We start from the raw sequence: 21,523 nt of genomic DNA, 5'->3' as shown, positions 1-21,523 counted from the left end.
GTAATCCCGCTCCCACAGAAATTGCACAAAGTTCAAGGGCAGCACAGATCCTGTGGGAGCGGCCTTGCGTCGCGAAAGGGCCGCACAGCGGCCCCGGCATTTTTGCATCGATGCGAAGATCCTGGGGGCGCTTCGCACCCCTTTCGCGACACAAGGCCGCTCCCACAGGTACAACACATACCTTGAGCATCGCGCTGTACCTGTGCAGGCGCGCCCGCGAACACCAGCGCAGCCGGTGCCAGCCACCACCACGCACCGCCGTAAGACATTTCTGAACCTGCAACCAAATGCTTCAGGATCAACTCGCTTAGGAATTATCCTACGCGCGCTGCCGAACTATCGCTGTTGTCGGGGAAACACCTCACGGATAACGTTTCCGAGTCGCTCCGGTGACCGGGTGTGAGAACCCGACAGAGATTTTACGCAGCACCTCTATGGTGGCCGTACGTGGGCAGGCCTTGGCCTGGCCGAGTCTTTGCGTATTTCTCCTCGGTTTCTCACCCCGCGTACGGCTGCCACCCTCGATCCGTGAGAAAGATTCAGGTGGCAGCTCCCTTCTGTTTCAGAGGAATACGCCATGAAGAAGATCGTCCCCGATCCACCCGCAATACTGACAGCCCGCCCCTTCTACACCATCAACCAGGACACACCCTCGGTTGACGCCCTGATCCACACCCTCCAGCTGATGGCCGGCATCGAAGACTCGCTGGACGAATACATCTGTGCCAACGCCGGCGAGCCTGGCATTAACATGCTGGTCAATGCGGTGCATCATGTGCAGATGACCAAAGCCTTGGCCGAGTTGCTGCTGCACCGGCAGACCGGGGATATCACCTGGCACTGAGGTTGAGCCACCGCACAAGGCTCAAGGCATGCACGGCCCTTGTGGGAGCTGGCTTGCCGGCGATTGGGCCGCACAGCGGCCCCATGCTTGGGTTACCATACGACCCGCGCAACGCCCATCCCCCAAAGCCAAGCCCTCGCTTGCTCGACTCGACACCAACAGGTCATCCATGCGTCTGTTTCATACCTCCGACTGGCACCTGGGCCAAAGCCTGCACGGCCAGGAACGCGATTTCGAACACGCCTGCTTCCTCGACTGGCTGCTCGGCCAGCTGCGCCTGCGCCAGCCGGATGCGCTATTGATCGCCGGCGATATCTTCGACACGGTCAACCCACCGGTCAAAGCCCAGGAGCGCCTCTACGACTTCATCGTCCAGGCCCACGAGCAACAGCCCAAGCTGGACATCGTGATGATCGCCGGCAACCACGACTCCGGCTCGCGCATCGAGCTGCCCGCCGCGCTCATGCGCCGCCTGCGCACCCATGCCCTGGGCCGGGTGCACTGGTTGGACGAGGGCCAGCTGGATGCCGAGCGCCTGCTGATCCCGCTGACCAACGGCCGTGGCAAGGTCGCTGCCTGGTGCCTGGCCCTGCCCTTCCTGCGCCCAGCCGAGGTCACCGGCCCGCAATTGGGCGACGACTATCTGCAAGGCATCACCCAGGTGCACCAGCAACTGATCGCCGCCGCGCAAAAAAAACGCAAGAAAGACCAGGCGCTGATCGCCATCAGCCATGCGCACATGGCTGGGGGCGCAGTGTCGGAGGACTCCGAGCGCAGCCTGATCATCGGCAACGCCGAGGCGCTGCCGGCCAAGCTGTTCGACAAATCCATCAGCTACGTCGCCTTGGGCCACCTGCACAAGCCGCAGAAGGTCAACCGCGAAGAACGCATCCGCTACAGCGGCTCGCCGATCCCGCTGTCGTTCGCCGAAATCAACTACCCGCACCAGGTGCTGGAAGTGGAGCTGGACGGCAACGGCCTGGTCAGTGTCGAGCCGCGCCCGGTACCACGCGCCGTGGCCTTGCAACGGGTGGGCCCGGCGCCGCTGGGCGAGCTGCTGCAGCAACTGGCCGACTTGCCGGTTATCGACCTGCTCGAGGACCCCAACCGCCAGCCCTGGCTGGAAGTGCGGGTGATACTCGACGAACCGCAACCCGATCTGCGCCAGCAGATCGAAACAGCACTGGAAGGCAAGGCCGTACGGCTGATCCGCATCAGCGCCGAGTACGCCGGCCGCAACAACGCCGAAGACGATGACCTGGCCTTTGTCGAACTGGCCCAGATGACCCCGCAAGACCTGTTCAGCCGTGCCTGGGAGCAGGCCTACGGCAACCCCGCCGACGAGCAGGCGCTGGCCGACTTTGCCCTGCTGTTGCAGGACGTGCAGCAGGAAGAGGAACAGCCATGAAGATTCTCGCCATCCGCCTGAAGAACCTGGCATCGCTGGCCGGCCCAATCGACATCGACTTCACCGCCGAACCGCTGGCCAGCGCCGGCCTGTTCGCCATCACCGGGCCTACCGGTGCCGGCAAGAGCACCCTGCTCGACGCCCTGTGCCTGGCGTTGTTCGGCACCGTACCACGGCTCAATGACATCGGCCGCGAGGCCAAGGTGCCGGACGCCGACGGCGAAATCCCCACCTCTGACCCGCGCAACCTGCTGCGCCGTGGCACCGGCAGTGGCTTTGCCGAAGTCGATTTCGTCGGCATCGATGGCCGCCGCTACCGCGCCCGCTGGGAAGCCAACCGCGCTCGCGACAAGGCCAACGGCAAGCTGCAACTTAGCCGCCAGAGCTTCTACGACCTGGACAGCGAGCAGGTGCTGGGCAGTGGCAAGAACGAATACAAGCAACTGGTCGAAGCCCGCCTGGGGCTGAACTTCGAGCAGTTCACCCGGGCGGTGATGCTGGCCCAGAGCGAGTTTGGCGCGTTTCTCAAGGCCGACGACAAAGAGCGCAGCGAGCTGCTGGAAAAGCTCACCAACACCGCCATCTACACCCGCCTGGGCCAGCGCGCCTTCAGCAAGGCGCGCGAAGCCGGCGAGGCGCACAACGCCCTGAAAGACCGCGCCAGCCACCTGCTGCCAATGGTTGCCGAAGCGCGCGCCGAGCTTGACCAGCACCTGGAACAGGCACAGCAGCAGTTCAAGGCCGACCAGGCCGGCGAGCGCCAGTTGGAACAGCAGCGCAACTGGCTGAGCGAGCAGCGTCAGCTGCAGGCCCAGCACGCCGAAGCCAGCGCCGCGCTGCAGGCCGCCGAACACGACTGGCAGCAACTGGCCGAGCCGCGCCTGGACCTGGTGCGCCTGGAGCGCCTGGCCCCACAGCGCCACCAGTTCCACCGCCAGCAGACACTGGCCGCGCAACTGGCGCCAGTGGCAGCGAAGATCGCTGAGCAACAGCAGCTGCAAACCGAACTGCAGGTACGTACCGCCGAGCACGAACAGGCGCTGAACGCGGCACGCCAAGCACTGGCCGATAGCCAGGCCCAGCACGGCGAAAACGCCCCACGCCTGCGCCAGGCCTTTGCCGCCCAGGACAACCTGGCACGCCTCGACCAGGAGCTGGCCGCCCAGCACAGCAGCAGCCAACAGGCGCAGCAGCAAGTCGCCGACGGCCAGCAGCAGCTGCAGCAGCTGGAGGACAACCAACAGCGCAGCCTGCAGCAACTGGCACAGATCGACACCGCGCTCGCCGACAGCCAGCACCTGGCCGGCCTGGCCGATGCCTGGCACGCCTACTTGCCGCAACTGAAGCAGGTGATGCTGATCGGTGGCCGGCTGGCCAAGGGCCGTGAAGAACTGCCCAGCCTGCAGGCCCAGGCCAGCCAGGCCAATGCGCACCTGCAGGCCGAGCGCGACGCCTACGACATGCTGTTCCGCGAGGCCAAGGCCGAGCCCCAGGCCCTGGCCGAGCAGATCGACCTGCTCGGTGGCATGCTGCAGGACAACCGCAAGCAGCAACGCACCGTCGAAGTGCTTGCGCGCCTGCATGGCCGTGAGCTGGAGCTGCGCCAGCAGCTGGATGCCTTGCGTGAGCGGCAACAGCAGGCCATGCAGCAACGCCAGCAACTGATCAGCGAAGGCACCGCCGCCAAGGCCGAGCTGGAGGCCGCCGAACAGGCGCTCAACCTCACCCGCCAGTTGCTGGAACGCCAGCGCCTGGCCCGTAACACCAGCGTCGAGGAACTGCGTGGCCAGCTGCGCAACGGCGAACCTTGCCCGGTATGCGGCAGCGCCGAACACCCGTTCCATCAGCCCGAAGCGCTGCTGCAAAGCCTGGGTCGCCATGACCAGGCCGAAGAAGACGCCGCGCAGAAGCAGGTCGAAACCCTCAATGGCAAGCTGGTGGACCTGCGTACTCAGCTGGGTGTGGTCAACGCCCAGCTCAAGGACTACCAGCAGCAACAGCAGCAACTGGGTGAGCAGCTGCAACCACTGGTGGCCGAAGTCCAGGCGCACAGCCTCTGGCCCGCTCTCGCCCCGCAAGACGACAAGGCCCGCAGCACCTGGCTCGACAGCCAGCTGCGGCGCCTGGAAGAAGAGATCAACCAGGACGAGAAACGCCTGAGCGCCCTGCTCGCCCTGCAGAAAGACGCCGCCCGCCTCAACCAGCAACTGCAGGCTGCCCACGACGCCCAGCAGCAGGCGCAGCGCCACCTGGAGCACCAGCACCAGGCGCTGGCCAACGACGAGCAGCAGTTACAGCAAGGCTTGAACGACCTGGCCGGCGTATTGCCCGAGGAAGCGCTCAAGGCCCTGAATGACGACCCGGCCAATGCCTTCCTTGCCCTCGACCAGCAGATTGCCCAGCGCCTGCAGCAACTGGAGCAGCGCAAGGACGAACAGGAAGAACAGCTTGCCCGGCAAACCCAGCTAGACAAGCTGCGCGACCAGCAGCAGGCGCGTGTGCAAGGCCTGCAGCAGTTGCAGCAGAAACTCGCTGCCCTTGATGAGCAGCGCCAGCAGGCCCAGGCCTCGCTTGGCGAACTGCTTGGCGAGCACGCCAGCGCCGAAGCCTGGCAGCAGCATATGGACACCGCACTGCAACACGCCCGTGCCCTCGACGCCGACACCGCCCAGCGCCTGCAGGAGTTGCGTACCCAAGGCGTGCAACTGGCCAGCGAACTCAAGGCCAACGCCCAGCAGCAGCAGGCGCTGGACGCCGAGTGCCAGCAATTGCAAGGCCATATCGCCCAGTGGCGCAGCGAACACCCGGAACTGGACGATGCCGGCCTGGATCGCCTGCTGGCCATGGACGACGCGCAAGTAAACGAACTGCGCCAACGCCTGCAAGGCGCCGAAAAAGCCATCGAGCAAGGCCGCGTATTGCTGCAGGAACGTGAACAGCGCCTGCAACGACACGCCGCGCAAATGACCGTGGACACGTCGGCTGAAGCCCTGGAGCAAGCCTTGGCCGAGCTGCGTGAACGCCTGGCCGGCCATGAGCAGCAATGCGCCGAATTGCGCGCACAGCAGGCCGACGACCAGCGCCGCCAGCAGGCCCACCAGGCGTTGGCGGCAGAAATCGAACAGGCCCACCAGCAGTGGCAACGCTGGGCCCGCCTGAATACCCTGATCGGCTCGGCCTCGGGCGATGTGTTCCGCAAGATCGCCCAGGGCTACAACCTCGACCTGCTGCTGCACCACGCCAACGCTCAGCTGCGCCAACTGGCCCGCCGTTATCGCCTGAAGCGTGGCGGCAGCGCCCTCGGCCTGCTGGTGCTGGACACCGAGATGGGCGACGAACTGCGTTCGGTGCACTCGCTGTCAGGCGGGGAAACCTTCCTGGTGTCGCTGGCCCTGGCCCTCGGGCTGGCCTCGATGGCTTCCAGCACGCTGCGCATCGAGTCGCTGTTCATCGACGAAGGCTTCGGCAGCCTCGACCCCGAGTCGCTGCAACTGGCCATGGACGCCCTCGACGGCTTGCAGGCGCAAGGCCGCAAGGTGGCAGTGATTTCCCACGTGCAGGAAATGCACGAGCGCATCCCGGTGCAGATCCAGGTGCGCCGCCAGGGTAATGGCCTGAGCGATGTGGAGGTGTGCGGGTGATCCTCTACTCGTTCCGCCGCTGCCCCTGGGCCATGCGCGCGCGCCTGGCCCTGCGCTATGCCGGCTGCGCGGTGGAAATTTGCGAGGTGGCGATGAAGAACAAGCCGGCAGAACTGCTGGCCTTGTCGCCGAAAGGTACGGTGCCGGTGCTGGATACCGGTGCCGGTGTGCTGGAGGAGAGCCTGGACATCATGCGCTGGGCGCTGGCGCAAAACGACCCGCAGGACTGGCAGCTACAGGCCGACCCTGCGGCGGCGCAGCAGGCTGAAGCCCTGATCGTGCGCAACGACAGCACGTTCAAGGCGCAGGTGAACCTGTACAAGTACGCCGAGCGCTACCCGGAGCATTCCCGCGAGCATTACCGCCAGCAGGCCGAGGCCTGGCTGGCGGAGCTCGAAGGCCTGCTGGCTAGCCGGCCCTACTTGCTGGCCGACCACCCGAGCATTGCCGATGCCGCGTTGTTGCCCCTGATGCGCCAGTTTGCCGGGGTCGAACCGCAGTGGTTCGCCGAGGCGGCTTATCCGCGCGTGCGGAGCTGGCTGGAGGGGTGGCTGGCTTCGGAGCTGTTCAGGTCAGTCATGGCCAAATAGGTTCACACGATCCCTTGTAGGAGCGAGTCAGCTTCACGAGTGGTGCTTGCCACTCAATGCCGCATGAAAATGGGCACTCTGGCGCAGGTACTGCTCGGTATAACTGTGGGTAGCGGACGCCTTGCCGCTGGTGTCGGCATGGGCGTGTGCCGGCAGTACGACCGAAGCAGAAATGGCGGAAGCGGCAATGACCGGGAAGAGATTGAAGTTCATCTGGGCTGACCTCGACGGCGGTGGTTTGACGTTGGCCCGTTTGGGCCTTGGGTCAAACTTACGCCGCCGCAGCCGCAGGCAAAAATTCATTGCGGCAGTATCGATTATCACGCCGATCGATATCACTCGATGAACTTCAGGTCCGAGGGTGCCTCCTGCTTCAGCGTCTGCACCGTCTCCAGCAGCTTGCCGCTGCGCGGGTCGCGGCGCATTACCACGATCTGGTTGCTCTTCTGGTTGGCCACCAGCAGGAAGTTGTCACTCGGGTCGAGGGCGAATTCCCGCGGGTGATCACCCTCCACCGCACGGCGTTGCAGGAAGGTCAGCTGGCCATCGCCCTTGCCCACGCTGAACACCACGATCTCATTGGCCGTGCCGCGGTTGCTCACATACAGGAAGCGCCCGTCCGCCGACAGGTGCAGGCCTCCCGCCGCCTTGGCTGCCGCATCCTGCTGTTCGGTCAGCGGCAGGCGCTGGCGCTCAAGCAGGGCATCGTCCTTGACGTCGAACGTTACCACCTCGCCACTCATTTCCAGCGTCAGGTAGGCATGCCGGCCCTTGGCGTCGAACAGCAGGTGGCGTGGCCCGCTGCCTGGTGGCAAGTCTACCGAGGCCGGAATCGCCGGGCTTAACGGGTGGTCCGGGCTGGCACCATCGTAGCGGTAGATGAACACCTTGTCGGCGCCCAAGTCGCAGGCATAGACATGCTGGCCATCGGGCGAAAGCACCAGTGAATGCACATGGGCCCCGGCCTGGCGCTCGGGGTTGACCCCACTCGCCTTGTGCCGAGCCTGTTGCACCACGGCCTTGAGCTTGCCGTCCTTGGCCACCGGGATTACCACCAGGCTGCCGCCGGGGGCGGGGTTGACCGCGTAGTTGGCCACGAACAGATAACGCTGGTCACGGCTGAGGCTGGCGTGGGTCGGCTCGTCGCCTCGGGTAGCCACCTGGTTGAGCGGCTTGATCTCGCCCTTGGCGCTGACACTGAAACTGCTGGCGTGGCCGTCGGGGGTTTCATTGACCGCAAACAACTGGCGCTGGTCGGCCGACAACACCAGCCACGACGGGCTTACGCTCTTCACCACTTGCTGCGGTGTGGGGTTGATGTGGCCAGTCTTGTCGTCGAACTGATAGCGGTAGATGCCCTGGCTGGCGCCATCGGTGTAACTGCCCACCAGCAACGTGGCGGCGTGGGCATGGATAGTCAGGCTCATCAGGCTAGCGGTCAGCAGGCTCGTCCAGATCCGCTTCATCTTGGTCCTCGTCCGGGGCACGAAAGGCACTCATACAGACTAGCCGATGCTCGCCATTGGCATCGTTGAGCTGCCATTCATCACCGCTGGCGATGGCGGCGGTGATTTGCTCGGGGGTGAACGACCAGCGGCGCAGTTGGCGGCCGTCCATGCATTCGACGGTGAGGCCGGAATCGTTGGAGGTGAAGTCGAAGGCGTGCAGGCCGTCGATCAGGAGCATGTCGCAGGACTGCAGGGCGGTGGCGAGGGGGGACATGGGGGTACCAATCAGAAATGAGTTGGCATTATAGCCCTGGGGCTGCTTTGCAGCCCATCCGACCGGTCCGGCGCCCCGGCAAGGCCGCTCCCACATGGGACGGTGCAGTACCTGTGGGAGCGGCCTTGTGTCGCGATTGGGCCGCAAAGCGGCCCCCTGCAATTCAATGGGCGAAAATCGACCCCCCTTCCTTGCCCACCATCTTCTCCGGCTTGATCAGGAACCGCGCCAGCGCCGGCAACAGCCACAGCGCTCCAAACATGTTCCACAACAGCATGAAGGTCAGCATCAGCCCCATGTCCGCCTGGAACTTGATCGCCGAGAAAATCCAGGTGCACACGCCAATGGCCAGGCACAACCCGGTGAACAGCACCGCCTTGCCAGTCGAGCGCAAGGTCTCGTAATAGGCCTCCTGCAACGGCAACCCGGCACGCAGGAAGCTCTCCAGCCGGCTGTAGATGTAGATGCCGTAGTCCACGCCAATACCCACGCCCAGCGCCACCACCGGCAAGGTCGCCACCTTCACGCCGATGCCCATGTAGGCCATCAGCGCGTTGCCCAGCACCGAGGTCAGCACCAGCGGCAGCACAATGCACAGGGTGGCGGCGAACGAACGGAAGGTGATCAGGCACATCACCGCCACGCAGATGTACACCAGGATCAGGATGGTCAATTCTGCCGACTTGATCACTTCGTTGGTCGCTGCCTCGATCCCGGCGTTGCCCGCTGCCAGCAGGAACTGCAGGCCCTCCTTGTTGTGGCTGTCGGCAAATGCCTTGGCCGCGGCGGTCACCCGCTCCAGGGTCTCGGCCTTGTGGTCGTTGAGGAACACCAGCACCGGTGCCAGCGAGCAGTCACCGTTGTACAGACCGTCGGCACGGGCAATGGAGTTGTTGAGAATGTCCGGGTTACGCGACAGGGTTTCCCATTTCAGGCTGCCCTCGTTCATGCCCTTGATCACCTGCTTGGACACGGTCACCAGGGATATTGCCGACTGCACGCCAGGGGTGTTCTGCATGGTCCACATCAGCTCGTCGATCGGGGCCATGGTCGAGTGGATCGAGCACTGCTCCGACGGGGTCTTGACCATGATCACCAGCACGTCGGAGCTGGTCGAGTAGTTGCTGATGATGAAGTTGTTGTCCTGGTTGTAGCGCGAGTCGGGGCGCAGCTCTGGCGCGCCCTGGTCAAGGTCGCCGATCTTCAGGTTCTGGCTGTACCACAGGCCACCGGCGAAGGCGACCAGCGCCAGCACCACCGACACCGGTGCCACCTTGGCACTGGCGAAGTTGGACAACAGGCGCCAGAACGGGTGCTCGCAGGTAGCGTCCTTCTTGCTGCGTTCGATGGCTTTCTTGCTGATACCGACGTAGGAGATGGCCACCGGCAACAGGATCAGGTTGGTGAACACGATCACTGCGACACCGATGGAGGCACCAATCGCCAGCTCGCGAATCACCCCGATGTCGATGATCAGCAGGGTGATGAAGCCCACCGCGTCGGCGAGGATGGCGATCATCCCCGGCAGGAACAGCTGGCGGAAGGTACGCCGCGCGGCGGTAAGCGCGTTGTCGGCATCACTCGACTGCAAGGCGATGCCGTTGATCTTCTGCACCCCGTGGGAAATACCAATGGCGAAGATCAGGAACGGCACCAGCATCGAGTATGGGTCCAGGCCAAAGCCCACCGCATGCATCAGCCCCAACTGCCAGACTACCGCCACCAACGTGGTGATGAGCACGGCGATGGTGCTGCGGATGCACCAGGTGAACCAGTACAACAGCACCCAGGTGATCGCCAAGGCGACGCCGAAGAACATCGCCACCATGACCAGGCCGTCGATCAAGTCACCGACCTTCTTGGCGAAGCCGACAATGTGCACTTTCACATTGGGGTTCTGCGCCTGGAACTTGTCGCGGATCTTTTCTTCAAGCAGGTGCGAGAACTGCTGGTAGTCCAGCTTCACCTGCCTGCCTGGGTCCTGCGGGTCGGGGTAGCTTTCCAGCAGCGGCACATCGACGATGCTGGACTTGAAGTTGTTACCAACCAGGCGCCCCACCTGGCCCGACTTGAGCACGTTGTCGCGCAGGGTATCGAGGCTGTCCTGCGAACCGTTGTAGGTGTTGGGGATCACCTCGCCACCGGAGAAGCCCTCTTCGGTGACCTCGCTCCAGCGCACGCTGGGGCTCCACAGCGACTTCAGCCCGGCACGGTCGACGCCGGGGATGTAGAACACTTCGTCATGGATCTGCCGCAGGGTCTCCATGTAGTCCTTGTCGAAGATGTCGCCGTTGACCGCCTCCACCGAAATGCGCACGGTGTTGCCGAGGTTGGCCAGGTCGTTGCGGTGCTCCATCATCTGCTCGATGAACGGATGCTGCAGCGGGATCATCTTCTCGAAGCTGGTGGACGGGCGAATCTGCGTGGCCTGCCAGAACAGGAAAATACTGACCAGCACGCACAGGGCGATGACCACGGGGCGGTTGTTGAAGATCAGGCGCTCAAGCAGCGTGGCCTTGTCCTGATGATGCGGGCGCATGGTGATGCTCTCCTTGCTGGTCATGGACGCACCTCCTTGGCTGCCTGGTCTGCACCTTCGGCACTGGCCAGGTGCACACCACCCTGCCCCACCAGCAGCAGGCCGCCATTGGCCAGGCCGCTGACGCCAGCCAAGGCGAGGCGGTCAGCACGGTTGTACACGCTGAAGGTCTGGCCGTCGTCGGTGCTGCGCAGCACGCTGCCACCATTGCCGACCAGCACCAGGCTGCCATCTTCGACAAGCGTAGCGCCTGCCAGGCCGAATTCGAGGGTGCCACGCGCGGCCTTGAGTTCGATCGGCTGCCAGCTGTCACCGAAGTCGGTAGAGCGGAACAGGTTGCCGCGCAGGCCGTAGGCCAGCAGGGTGTGTGGCTGGGCGGTGCCGATAACGCCGAACAGCGAGCCCTCGTAGGGGCCCTGGACCTTGGCCCAGGTCTGGCCGTTGTCGGCAGAGCGGAACATGCCGCCCTGCTCGCCAACGATGAACAGGCCGGCATCACGCACCCGGGCAATGCCGTTCAGGTGCAGCTGGTCGGTGTTGTCCAGGCGCTCAGCCACATCCTGCCACTGCTGGCCGCCATCGGTGGTTTCCAGCAATGCACCGTAGGCACCCACGGCAAAGCCGTGCTGTGCGTCGAGGAAGGTGACATCGAGCAAGGGCGCTTCACGGGCCAGGTCTTCGAACTGCTTGCTCCAGGTGGCGCCGCCATCGCTGCTGGCGAGGATCTGCGCATCATGGCCGACGGCCCAGCCGCGCTTGTCGTCGAGGAAGAATACGGCGGTGAGCAGTTGCCGGGTGGGCACCCGGGCTTGAGTCCAGGTGTTGCCCTGGTCGTCGGAGAACAGGATATGGCCACGGTCGCCTACCACCACCAGGCGCTTGCCGGCATGGGTGGCGCCGATCAGCAGGCTTTGGCTGGCCTTGGCCGATTCTGTGGAGTATTCGTCGGCGGCAGCAGCTTGCACGCTGTCAGCCCACGTGCCAAGTGCCAGCGCCAGTGCCGCTGCAGCTGCCAATGGCCAGGCGAGGCGCCTGTTCTGTTCCCTCATGACTGTCCCCCTGTTGTGTTCTTATTTGGTGGGTCAATGCATTGCAGGTACTGCGAAAAAGCCTGATCTAGAGGCCTGCAATAGCTTGAGGGGATCGTAGCGGGGATGTTTGCGGGAAGACAACGGGCGGGGTGTTATGTTTTGTTATCGGCCAAAAAAAGCTTCGCGGGTAAACCCGCTCCCACAGGTCCTCCACCGCCCGTGAGAGCAGTGCAGTACCTGTGGGAGCGGGTTTACCCGCGAAGAGGCCAGCTCAGGCTATGGAGACTCAAGCCAGGCTCTTGCTCACAACCTCATACACATCACTGGACAGCTCACCCGAAGCCAGGATCCGCTCCAGCTCGCCCTTCATCAGGCCCTGGCGCGCATCGTCATACTTGCGCCAGCGGGTCAACGGCGCCAGCTGACGCGAGGCAATCTGCGGGTTCAGCGCATTCAGCTCGATCACCAGCTCCGCCAGGAAGCGATACCCCGAGCCATCCGCCGCATGGAAGTTGACCAGGTTCTGCCCGGCAAACGCCCCAATCAGCGCACGCACCTTGTTCGGGTTCTTCAGGGTGAACGCCGGGTGCTGCATCAGCGCCTTGACCCGCGCCAGCCCGCCCGGCAGCGCGCTGGCCGCCTGCACGCTGAACCACTGGTCCATGACCAGCGGGTTGTCCTTGAAGTGCTCGGCAAAGGCTTCCAGGGCCTTGGCCCGCTCGGCCTCGAACGGCGAGTTGACCAGTACCGCCAGGGCGGTCAGGCGCTCGGTCATGTTGTCGCACTGCTCGAACTGCTCCAGGGTCGCTTCCAGCACCTGCGGCTTGCCGCTCTGCATCAGGTACGACAGGGCGATGTTCTGCAGGCTGCGGCGGGCGAAGTGCTCGGCAGACGCCACGTAGGCGGTATTGCGCGACACCTCGCGGTTAGCCTGGTAGCGCGCCCACAGGGCGTCGAACAACTGCGCGGCGATCTGCTGGCGGGCGAACTCGCGGGCGGCGTGGATGGCATCCACGTCAGCCACCTGGCTGATCTCGGTGAGGTAGGCCTCACCTGGCAGCGAGAGCATTTCGGCAACCATGGCCGGGTCCAGCGCTTCGTTGCCGAGCACGGTGCCCAGGGCAGTGATCAGGCGCTGGTCGAGCTTCAATGCTTCGCCGCGCTGATGCTGGCCGATCAGTTCCTGCAGCACTTGCACCGACAGCTGCTGGCCCGCTTCCCAGCGGTTGAAGCCGTCGCTGTCGTGCTGCATCAGGAACATCAGCTGGTCGCGGTCGTAGGGGAAGCTCAGCTTCACCGGGGCGCTGAAACCACGCAGCAGCGACGGCAGCGGCTTGGCCGCGATGCCCTGGAAGATGAAGGTTTGCTCGGCCTCGGTCACCGACAACACGCGGCTGGTACCGTGAGCAGCGGCCTCGCCGACCAGTTGCAGCGGCAGGTCGTTGCCGGCGGCATCCAGCAGGCCCAGTTCCACCGGGATCACGAACGGCAGCTTTTCGGCCTTGTCCGGGGTTTGCGGGCAGCTCTGGCGGAACGTCAGGCTGTAGGTTTGCGCGGCGGCGTCATACGCCTCGCTGACGTCCAGGCGCGGGGTGCCGGCCTGGTTGTACCAGCGCTTGAACTGGCTGAAGTCGACGCCGTTGGCGTCTTCCATGGCCTTGATGAAGTCGTCGGTGGTCACCGCCTGGCCATCGTGGCGTTCGAAGTACAGGTCGCTGCCCTTGCGGAAGCCCTCGGCGCCCAGCAGGGTGCGAACCATGCGCACCACTTCGGCCCCCTTCTCGTACACGGTCAGGGTGTAGAAGTTGGAAATTTCGATGAAGCTGTCCGGGCGCACCGGGTGGGCCATGGGGCCGGCGTCTTCAGCGAACTGGTGGGTACGCAGGTAGGCCACGTCTTCAATGCGCTTGACCGTGCGCGAGTTCATGTCGGCGCTGAACTCGGCATCGCGGAACACCGTAAAGCCTTCTTTCAGCGACAGCTGGAACCAATCGCGGCAGGTGACGCGGTTGCCCGACCAGTTGTGGAAGTACTCGTGGGCAACCACGCCTTCGACGCGCTGGTGCGCGGCATCGGTGGCGGTTTCGGCACGGGCCAGCACACAGCTGGAGTTGAAGATGTTCAGGCCCTTGTTTTCCATGGCGCCCATGTTGAAGTCGTTGACCGCAACGATCATGAAGATGTCCAGGTCGTACTCACGACCGTAGACTTCTTCGTCCCAGCGCATGGACTTCTTCAGGCTGACCATGGCGTGGTCGCACTTGTCGATGTTCTCGGGCTCGACGTAGATGCGCAGGGTCACATCGCGGCCGGACTGGCGGGTGAAGCTGTCTTCCACGCACCATAGGTCACCGGCCACCAGGGCGAACAGGTAGGCCGGTTTCATGAACGGGTCTTCCCAGGTCGCCCAGTGGCGGCCGTCTTCGCCCTGGCCTTTCTCGAAGGTCCCGCTACCGATCGGGTTGCCGTTGCTCAACAGCACCGGGTAGCGATGCTGTTCGGCGATCACCGTGGTGGTGAAGGTGCTCATCACGTCCGGGCGGTCGAGGTAGTAGGTGATCTTGCGGAAACCTTCGGCCTCGCACTGGGTGCAGAACATCTTGCCGGACTTGTACAGGCCTTCCAGCGCGGTGTTGCTTTCGGGGTGGATCTTCACGCTGGTGTCGAGGGTGAAGCGCTCGGCCTTGGGCTGCACGGTCAGGCTGTCGGCGCCCAGCTGGTAGTCGCCCGGCTGCAGCTCCTGATCGTCCAGCGAGGCACGCAGCAACTCCAGCTGCTGGCCATCGAGTTCCAGTGGCGGCAGGCCGGCACCGCGTGCCGGGTTGCGGCGCATCACCAGTTGCGCGTGAACCAGGGTGTGGTCCTCGAACAGCTCGAAAGTCAGGTGCGTCTCGTCGATCAGGTACTCGGGCGCCTGGTAATCCTTCAGGTAGATCACTTGCGGTTGTTCGGTACGCATGTGCAGGTCCTTTTTACTGGAGCACGGCCAACTGGTAGGCCGTGTACTTGCGAATATTGATCACACCGGTGTCGAAGATCAGGTACTGGCCCTTGATGCCCAGCAGCGTGCCTTCGGCCACCGGGTCCTTGTCGAGGTTGAAGCTGACGATTTTCTTCGGGTAGGCCTCGACCGGGTAGTTCATCTGCACCACTTCGGCGTCCGGCAGTGGCTGGATCGCCTGCAGGCCAAAACGCCCTTGCAGTTCACGCAGGCCATCGGCGCAGGCGTCGAAGACCTGGTCGCGAATAGCCGGCAGGTCGAGCACCTCGGCGTCGCCCTTGAGCAGCGCACGCCAGTTGGTGCGGTCTGGCACCTGGCTGCGCAGCACGTCTTCGACCAGGCCCGACTGCTGGCGGGTGGCCACGCGCATGATCGGCAGGGCCTGGCTGGCGCCCTGGTCGAGCCAGCGGGTAGGCAATTGGGTGGCGCGGGTAATGCCAACCTTGATCCCCGACGAGTTGGCCAGGTAGACCACGTGGTCGGTCATGCAGAACTGTTCGCCCCACGACGGTTCGCGGCAGGTGCCGGCGTCGTAGTGGCATTTTTCCGGGGCCATGATGCACACGTCGCACTGGGCCAGCTTGGTCATGCACGGGTAGCAGTAACCCTGGCTGAAGCTGGTTTTGGTGCGCTTGCCGCAATGGCTGCAGTGAATGGCGCCGAGGTATTCCAGGCGCAGGCGCTGGCCGATCAGCGGGTTGACCGGCACCTGCGTGTCATCCAGGCGGAAGCTGTACTGCACCACCGGTGCCTGCAGGCTTACCGCCATCTTGCTCAACGAGCCACGAGCGAGTTCGATCAATGTACCGAGTCCGACTTGAACAGAATGTTGGCGATCGGCGCGGATTTCGACGCGCATTCCTGCGGGCCCATGTAACCGGTGCGCTGGTCTTCGGGGAGGTTTTTCATTTCCCAGGCGATCACTGCCTGCAGCGACAGCTCTTTCTGCTCGGCAGTGAGCTTGCGGCCATCCGACCATTTGCCGATTTCCACGGCCAGTTTCAGGCTCTCGTAGATTTCCGGGGTGATGTTTTCAATCATTTGCGCGAAAGTGGACATAGTGTCTCCTGATTCAAGCCGACAGTTTACGCCGGGCCAGCGCCCCACCCAAGAGCCCGGTCAGGCATCCGATGAGCAGCCCGCCGACGTGGGCGGCGTTGGCGATCTGGCCAAGGCCGAGGGTGCCGACCACGCCGGTCAGGCACACCACCAGCCAGATAAGCATCATCACCAGCACGCCCTTGGGCAGGTTGAAGTAGTGGTTGGGCGCCAGCCACTGGTACAGCCAGATGTGCCCCAGCAGGCCATACAGCACACCAGACAGGCCACCGAACAGGCTCGGCCCGCTGGTGTAGTGCTGGGCCAGGTTGGACACCAGGCTGAACAACAGGGTGAGGCCCAGCAGCATCCATGGGCCCTGGCGCAGTTCGATGCGTTTGCCCAGTTCCCAGTACCACAGGCTGTTCATGGCCAGGTGCAGCACGCCGAAATGCAACAGCATGGGCGATACCAGGCGCCACCACTGGCCTTGGTCCAGGCTTTGCGCCAGCGAGGTGAAGTACAGGTAATCGCCCTGCACGCGGAAGTCGAGGAAGGTGAACCAGCTGATGGTGGTGAAGTTGTCGCCCAGGTTGGTCAGGCCGGCGACGATGAAGCACAGCAGCAGGGTCAGGGTGGTGATCTTGCAGGCTTTGGCCTGTTCTGCCAGGGAGGGCTGTGTTGGGGCATTCGCGGGCATGCCCGCTCCCACAGGGGCATCAGTTGCCTGGATGTCGGCGTTACCTTCGGGGAAGCGTTGGTAGAGCTCGCGGACATCTTCGGCGAGGGTATCGGGGGCCCAGAGCACCTGGGCGTCGCCCTCCTCACTGACCCGGTGCGGCACCTGCAGGCGCTGCAGCAGGTGGACGAAGCCGCTGAGGTCGACCGACAGCGGCAGGCGCATCACTTCGATAATGTTCATTGGTTGGCCTGTGGGCGGTCGACGTCGACCCAGACGAACTTGTGCGGGTCGATACGGGTTTCATCATCCAGCCGGTAGGCGGCCAACTTGCCGTAAAGCACGGCGCTGTAGTCCAGACAGGCCAGGTTGGCGCGGATCGGCGCCGGGCGGCCACTGCGCCAGTAATGGCCGACGAACAGCAGCGGCTCGTCTTCGGCATAGCGCAGCAAGGCGTTTTTCTGGCTGTGGCTGAGTGGGGTGCTGGCCACTTCCGCAGGCAAGGCGTCGGGCTGGAACACGATGTCGCCGTAGGTTTGCGGGTCTTCTTCCCAGAACTTGGTGCGGAAGAAGGCGCGGGTCAGGCCGTCGCCGCCGGTCAGGGTAAGGCCGTCTGGCAGGCGCATGTCGGTACCGCGCAGCAGGCGGTTGCACACGGTGGCAGCGAAGCTGTTGCTCACCGCCGAGGCCTGGATGAAGTGCTCATCAATGCAGCCATTGGGGTATTGCTGGCGCAGCGGCTCGATCAGCCGCGGGTCCCAGCAGGCATGCACCAGGCGGAAGCGCCCGGCGTCGATGAACAGCGGCAGCTGGTAGAACCAGTTGACGAAGTCGTGCCAGTCACCGGGGTGGTGGGCGAACTGGGTCAGGGTTTCATCGATCAGCCGGGCGTGGCGTGGCGTGTGCTCGCGCACATAGGCCTTGCCGCTGCCGGGCAGCGCCGGGGTAACCCAGCCCAGGGCGTTGTACTCGTGGTTGCCCATGATGCAGAACGCCTGGCCGGCCTCGACCATGTCGTGGACGATGTGCAGCGCCTCGCGGATGCGTGGCCCACGGTCGACGATGTCACCGAGGAACAGCGCCTGGCGCCGCGGGTGGCGCCACACGCCGGCCACACGCTTGTATCCGAGGGCGTCGAGCAGGCGTTCAAGGGTCAGCGCACAACCGTGCACGTCACCAATGATGTCGAAACTTCGCGCCGGATCGAGCATCAGTCGTCCCTGCTCCCCAGGCGGCTGCCCCAACCGAGCTTGGTGCGGCAGACCTCGTAGTAATTGTGGTCCAGCGGGTGGATCAGGCGCAGCTTCTGCGGCTTCTTGCTCACCGTGATGGTGTCGCCGGGGGCGCAGGTGAAGTGGTTCTGGCCGTCACAGGACACCTGCGGGTAGATCTGCAGGTCCTTGGACACCACGATCTTCAGTTCGCTGTTGCCATCGACCACGATCGGCCGGCCCGACAGGGTGTGCGGGTACATCGGCACGATGACGATGGCGTCGAGCTTGGGGTGCATGATCGGGCCGCCGGCCGACAGCGCATAGGCGGTGGAGCCGGTGGGGGTGGCGACGATCAGGCCGTCGGCCTTCTGGCTGCAGACGAACTGGCCATCGATGTAGATCTCGAACTCGATCATGCGCGTCGACTTGCCCGGGTGCAGCACCACGTCGTTCAGCGCATCGCCCTGGCCAATGGCTTCGTGATGGCGGCGCACCTCGGCCTGCAGCAGGAAGCGGTTTTCCACCAGGTAGTGGCCGTCGAGTACTTCGGCGACTTTCTCTTCCAGCTCATCCGGGCGGATGTCGGTGAGGAAGCCCAGGTTGCCACGGTTGATGCCCAGCACCGGAATATTGTGCCGGGCCAGCGCGCGGGCGGCACCCAGCAGGCTACCGTCGCCGCCGACCACGATGACCAGGTCGCAGACCTCGCCCAGCAGCTTGCGGGTGGAGGTTTGCAGGCCATGGCCGGGCAGCACTTCGGCGATGGTGTCCTCGAGGATCACGTGCAGGTGGCGCTCGAGGAGGAATTTTTTCAGTCGGCGAATGGTGTCGAGCACCTGCGAGCTGCCAAGGCGGCCGATGATACCGATATTGCGAAATTGCTCCATGGGGCTCCTGCGAGGCTCTGCGGCGGGTGACGATGTGCCGATTATGGGCGAAACCACTGGGTAGCGGCAAACCGGCTATGCTCGCAGGATGATGCCATTTGCCCTGCTCAAAGACCTGCCCCGGCAGTTACGCCGCCCCGCCGTGCGCGACTTGGCCTGGGCCCTGCTGTCGCCGCCCTTGCTCAGCGCCCCGCCCTGCCCCCAGCGCCACCCGCTGGCGGGCAGCCTGTGGGCGGACCAGCCGCAGCGCCTTGAGCAGTGGCTGCGGGCGCTGGATGCCGACGACCGTCCCTTGCGCGACTGGCTGGCCAAGCTGGGCAGCCGGCGGCTAGGGCACTACTACGAACGCCTGTGGCAATTTGCCCTGGGCCAGGCGCCAGGCATCGAGCTGCTGGCGGCCAACCTGGCGATTCGCGATGGTGGGCGCACCTTGGGCGAACTGGACGTGGTGCTGCGCGACCGCGACGGCGTGCACCACCTGGAACTGGCGATCAAGTTGTACCTGGGCCCGGAGCGCGCTGGGTACGACCCTGCCGCCTGGCTTGGGCCTGGTTGCCATGACCGGCTGGGAACCAAGCTTGCGCACCTGGCAGGACACCAGCTGCCCATGTCGGCTGCTGTGCACAGCCGCGAGGTACTGGCCCGGCTGGGGGTTGAGCAGGTGCAGGCGCATGTGTGGCTGGGTGGCTATCTGTTCTATCCATGGCCTGGGCATGCCGAGCCGCCTGAGGGCGCCAACCCGCTGCATTTGCGCGGGCGCTGGGTGCGGCGGCGGGATTGGCTCATGGCAGAGGGTGAGCGTTGGCAGCCGTTGCAGCGGCATGCCTGGCTGGCACCGGCGCGGGTCGAGGCGAGTGAGTGTTGGCAGGCGGAGCAGTTTGCAGCGTGGCTGCATGTACTGGAGCGGCAGGCACCGGCGCAGTTGCTGGTGCGGTTGGAGGTGGATGCTGATGGCGCCTGGCAGGAGGCTGGGCGGGTGTTTCTGGTGGCTGATGCTTGGCCGCACTTGCCCAATACCTGATGCTGCCTGTACCGGCCCTATCGCGGCGGTTCGACGCCTAGATAAACCCGCCCCCCACAAGCCGGCGCGATCCCTGTAGGAGCGGCCTTGTGTCGCGAAAGGGCTGCAAAGCGGCCCCAGGGTTTCAGCGCAGATGCACAAATTGCCGGGGCTGCTTTCGCGACACAAGGCCGCTCCTACAGGTACTGCGCAGGTTTCAAAGTAAAGACAACACAATTTTCACAGACCCAGCGCAAAGATCTGTTCCCGGTAGCCATTAAAATGACACCTGAGCGCCAGCAAGAGCGCCATTCCGACCTGATGACGAGGACCGATCATGGTTTCATCCACCCCCGCGACCCATTACGCGCGCCTGTCCATCGCCCTGCATTGGCTGATGCTGGTGCTGCTGGCCGCTGTCTACGCCCTTATCGAACTGCGTGGCCTGTTCCCCAAGGACAGCGCCGAACGCAATCTGATGAAAGACCTGCACTTCATGCTCGGGCTCAGCGTATTCGTACTGGTCTGGCTACGCCTGGCCATCCGCCTGAGCCGCCCTACCCCGCCCATCGTGCCCAAGCCACCCGCCTGGCAGACTGGCCTTGCGCACCTGATGCACCTGGCGCTGTACCTGCTGATGATCGGCCTGCCGCTGGCCGGCTGGCTGATCCTCAGCGCCACCGACAAACCGGTGCCGTTCTTCGGCCTGGAGCTGCCGCACCTGATCGGCCCGAACCCGGACCAGGCCAAGTTCATCAAAGGCTGGCATGAACGTATCGGCAGCTGGGGCTACTGGCTGATCGGCCTGCACGCGCTGGCCGGGCTGTATCACCACTATGTGCAGCGCGACAACACGCTGCTGCGCATGCTGCCCTACAAGTAACCGCGCCGGCCCTGCAGGCCGCCGGTGTGTACAACGATCAGGCGGGTGCCGGGTGCGAACAGCCCGGCCACCACCTGATCACGCAGGGCTAGCAGGGCCTTGCCCGTGTAAAGGGCTTCGAGCGGCACACCCGTGTGCTGCTCGCAATCGGCGATGAAGGCCAACAGGTCATCGTCGAACTTGCCAAAACCGCCACGGCAGGCGTCGTGTAGCTGGTAGCCATGCGCGCCAGCCAGTGTCGCTACCATCTCCGGTACACCATGATCCCTGGGTACCGCCAATGCGCCGTGCACGGCATGCGCGCCCGCCTCGGCCAAGACCAGGCCGGCCAGGGTCGTACCGGTTCCGGCAGCCAGCCACCAGGCGTCGTAGTCCGCCCAGCCCAGTGCTGCGATTTGTGCGCGCACCTGCTGCATGATCAGCGCGCAGCCCTGTGCACCCGCCTGCCCGCCGCCGCCCTCGGGGATGCAGTGCCAGCCGGGGTAGCGTGCCTGCCAGGGCTCCCAGAAGCCAGGTTCGTTACGCGTGCGGTAGCCGCCATAACCGAGCCAGTGCAATTGCATGCCCAGCGCGTGCAGGTCACGCACGGTTGGCGTGTCCTGGGCGTGGCCGCGTAACAGGCCGGCGGTGGCGAAGCCGAAGCGCTTGCCGGCGGCGGCCAGGGCGTGCAGGTGGTTGGAATGGTTGCCGCCGAGGCTGATCAGGCCTGGGGCGTTGCTGGTAGCGGCCTGTTGCAGGTGATGGCGGAGCTTGAACCACTTGTTACCGCTGATCAGGGGGTCGATCAGGTCCAGGCGCAGGATGGCGGCGTTGACCTTGGCGGTTGCCAGCCAAGGCAGGTTCAGGGGGTGTAGGGGGGCTTGGGGGAGGTCGAATACATGCATGGGTTGCAGTTTACAGGGAAACCCTGGGGGCGCTGTGCGCCCCTTTCGCGACAAGGCCGCTTGTGTCTTGAGAGGGGATTAGAATCTGGAGTGAGAGCGGTGAATGGCAAGCTGAATGCCGGAGGTGCCTTGAGCACGTGTGGGAGCACAAGCTGCCATTCA

General features: G+C 64.4%; 18 protein-coding genes. 6 read left to right on the top strand and 12 right to left on the bottom strand.

Going from position 1 to position 21,523, the window contains the following annotated elements; translation table 11 throughout:
- Positions 1–577: 577 nt before the first annotated feature.
- The 4 genes from ABE456_RS10455 to ABE456_RS10440 all read left to right on the top strand — a co-directional run bounded on the left by ABE456_RS10455 (position 578) and on the right by ABE456_RS10440 (position 6,483).
- A complete protein-coding gene (locus ABE456_RS10455) occupies positions 578–844 on the top strand; it encodes a hypothetical protein (protein ID WP_346643827.1) in 267 nt (88 codons plus the stop codon).
- A 169-nt stretch (positions 845–1,013) separates the two neighbouring features.
- Entirely contained in the window at positions 1,014–2,252 is a 1,239-nt protein-coding gene (locus ABE456_RS10450) for an exonuclease SbcCD subunit D C-terminal domain-containing protein (RefSeq protein WP_346643826.1), read from the top strand.
- The gene (locus tag ABE456_RS10445) at positions 2,249–5,893 is read left to right on the top strand and encodes an AAA family ATPase (RefSeq protein WP_346643825.1); all 3,645 of its coding nucleotides are present in this window, start codon (positions 2,249–2,251) and stop codon (positions 5,891–5,893) included. Before ABE456_RS10450 ends, ABE456_RS10445 begins: the two co-directional genes overlap by 4 nt.
- Entirely contained in the window at positions 5,890–6,483 is a 594-nt protein-coding gene (locus ABE456_RS10440; RefSeq protein WP_346643824.1) for a glutathione S-transferase, read from the top strand. Before ABE456_RS10445 ends, ABE456_RS10440 begins: the two co-directional genes overlap by 4 nt.
- 33 nt (positions 6,484–6,516) lie before the next feature.
- Here the strand turns inward: ABE456_RS10440 and ABE456_RS10435 are convergent, their stop codons facing one another.
- From ABE456_RS10435 to ABE456_RS10385, 11 genes are all read right to left on the bottom strand, one after another.
- Positions 6,517–6,696: a hypothetical protein gene (locus ABE456_RS10435; protein WP_346643823.1), complete on the bottom strand. Its 180-nt coding sequence runs from the start codon at positions 6,694–6,696 to the stop codon at positions 6,517–6,519.
- 122 nt (positions 6,697–6,818) lie between these two features.
- A complete protein-coding gene (locus ABE456_RS10430) occupies positions 6,819–7,949 on the bottom strand; it encodes a lactonase family protein (RefSeq protein WP_346643822.1) in 1,131 nt (376 codons plus the stop codon).
- Entirely contained in the window at positions 7,915–8,205 is a 291-nt protein-coding gene (locus tag ABE456_RS10425) for a DUF5629 family protein (protein ID WP_346643821.1), read from the bottom strand. Before ABE456_RS10425 ends, ABE456_RS10430 begins: the two co-directional genes overlap by 35 nt.
- 163 nt (positions 8,206–8,368) lie before the next feature.
- Entirely contained in the window at positions 8,369–10,744 is a 2,376-nt protein-coding gene (locus ABE456_RS10420; protein ID WP_346643878.1) for an RND family transporter, read from the bottom strand.
- A 20-nt stretch (positions 10,745–10,764) separates the two neighbouring features.
- Positions 10,765–11,793 (bottom strand): YCF48-related protein, encoded by a 1,029-nt coding sequence (locus ABE456_RS10415; RefSeq protein ID WP_346643820.1) that lies wholly within the window; start codon positions 11,791–11,793, stop codon positions 10,765–10,767.
- A gap of 268 nt (positions 11,794–12,061) precedes the next feature.
- A complete protein-coding gene (gene pepN / locus ABE456_RS10410; RefSeq protein ID WP_346643819.1) occupies positions 12,062–14,734 on the bottom strand; it encodes an aminopeptidase N in 2,673 nt (890 codons plus the stop codon).
- A gap of 13 nt (positions 14,735–14,747) precedes the next feature.
- Positions 14,748–15,578 (bottom strand): DUF2797 domain-containing protein, encoded by an 831-nt coding sequence (locus tag ABE456_RS10405; RefSeq protein ID WP_346643818.1) that lies wholly within the window; start codon positions 15,576–15,578, stop codon positions 14,748–14,750.
- Complete coding sequence (locus tag ABE456_RS10400; RefSeq protein ID WP_003260154.1) at positions 15,575–15,835, bottom strand: DUF1315 family protein; 261 nt, start codon at positions 15,833–15,835, stop codon at positions 15,575–15,577. The genes ABE456_RS10405 and ABE456_RS10400 overlap by 4 nt, the downstream gene beginning before the upstream one ends.
- A gap of 13 nt (positions 15,836–15,848) precedes the next feature.
- On the bottom strand, positions 15,849–16,736 hold the full coding sequence (locus ABE456_RS10395) for a rhomboid family intramembrane serine protease (protein ID WP_346643817.1): 888 nt from the start codon (positions 16,734–16,736) through the stop codon (positions 15,849–15,851).
- Complete coding sequence (locus ABE456_RS10390) at positions 16,733–17,704, bottom strand: metallophosphoesterase (protein WP_346643816.1); 972 nt, start codon at positions 17,702–17,704, stop codon at positions 16,733–16,735. Before ABE456_RS10390 ends, ABE456_RS10395 begins: the two co-directional genes overlap by 4 nt.
- The gene (locus ABE456_RS10385) at positions 17,704–18,594 is read right to left on the bottom strand and encodes an NAD(+) kinase (RefSeq protein ID WP_008090067.1); all 891 of its coding nucleotides are present in this window, start codon (positions 18,592–18,594) and stop codon (positions 17,704–17,706) included. Before ABE456_RS10385 ends, ABE456_RS10390 begins: the two co-directional genes overlap by 1 nt.
- An 88-nt stretch (positions 18,595–18,682) precedes the next feature.
- On the opposite strand from ABE456_RS10385, the gene ABE456_RS10380 reads away from it, so the two are divergent.
- Positions 18,683–19,615, top strand: coding sequence for a DUF1853 family protein (locus ABE456_RS10380; RefSeq protein ID WP_346643815.1), 933 nt, complete (start codon positions 18,683–18,685; stop codon positions 19,613–19,615).
- A 316-nt stretch (positions 19,616–19,931) separates the two neighbouring features.
- Entirely contained in the window at positions 19,932–20,477 is a 546-nt protein-coding gene (cybB, locus tag ABE456_RS10375) for a cytochrome b561 (RefSeq protein WP_346643814.1), read from the top strand.
- Here cybB and ABE456_RS10370 read toward each other — a convergent pair.
- Positions 20,468–21,361, bottom strand: a complete 894-nt coding sequence (locus ABE456_RS10370) for a pyridoxal-phosphate dependent enzyme (RefSeq protein WP_346643813.1) — start codon at positions 21,359–21,361, stop codon at positions 20,468–20,470. The genes cybB and ABE456_RS10370 overlap by 10 nt on opposite strands.
- Between the last annotated feature and the right edge of the window lie 162 nt (positions 21,362–21,523).

Origin of the sequence: Pseudomonas sp. TWI929, from assembly GCF_039673335.1 — a bacterium.
Taxonomy (GTDB): domain Bacteria; phylum Pseudomonadota; class Gammaproteobacteria; order Pseudomonadales; family Pseudomonadaceae; genus Aquipseudomonas.
Note: the sequence above shows the minus strand (reverse complement) of the source record. Positions and strands in the feature narration are given on the sequence as shown.